This is a genomic window from Allobosea eneae (assembly GCF_042657265.1).
Classification (GTDB): Bacteria; Pseudomonadota; Alphaproteobacteria; order Rhizobiales; family Beijerinckiaceae; genus Allobosea; species Allobosea eneae.
Genome location: NZ_JBHSLW010000102.1, coordinates 1 through 752, shown reverse-complemented (window position 1 = coordinate 752; position 752 = coordinate 1). Strand labels below are relative to the sequence as shown.

1 protein-coding gene is annotated in these 752 nt (G+C 66.5%); it reads left to right on the top strand.

Features of this window, described 5'->3' with window-relative positions; translation table 11 throughout:
• Positions 1-743, top strand: a 743-nt coding sequence (locus ACFPOB_RS29685; protein WP_377801774.1) for a phage protease, incomplete at its 5' end; no start/stop codon positions are given.
• Positions 744-752: the final 9 nt, after the last annotated feature.

Below are 752 nucleotides of genomic sequence, written 5' to 3'. Positions count from 1 at the left end.
GCACCAAGGCCGGCAAGCTCCTGAAGATCCTGCGCGCCTCGCTCGTCAATGACCCGAACCTGACCCTGACCACGCTCCACCACCGGGAGAACGACATGGAATTCCTCGCAAAGGTGCGAAAGGCGCTCGGGCTGGCTGATGACGCTGCCGATGATGCGGTGCTGACCACCGTCAGCTCGCATGCTGCGATCGCCGCGGCCGCCGGCAAGGTCGCCCAGGCCGGCGGGCTCAAGGCCGGCGCCACCGGCGACGAGCTCGTAACCCATCTCAACGCCCGTGCCGTCCCCGATCCGAAGCTCGAGGCGGTCAAGGCCGGATTGAAGGCTGCCGGCGTCGACTTCGACCAGACCAGCGCCGAGCAGATCACGTTGCACCTGAATTCCGCCGGCGCCGGCGACGCCGAGCTGCGCAAGACGGTGATCACGCTGCAGTCGCAGTTGACCACGCTGCAGACCGAAGGCGCGAAGGAGAAGGCCGTTACCTTCGTCGATGCGGCGATCGCGGCTGGCAAGCCGATCAAGCCGCTGCGCGACCACTACATCACGCGCCACCAGAAGGACGCCGCCGCGGTCGAGACCGAGATCAACGCGCTCGTCTCGATCCATTCCGGCACGGTGAAGCAGCCGAAGTCCAGCGAGCCCGGTGCTCTCGGTGCCGATGAGCAGGCTGTCGTCGAGCTGATGGGGCTCGATCCCAAGAAATTCGCCGAGACCAAGGCCGGGCTGGAAAAGCACGTCCTCTGACCCCGCAGA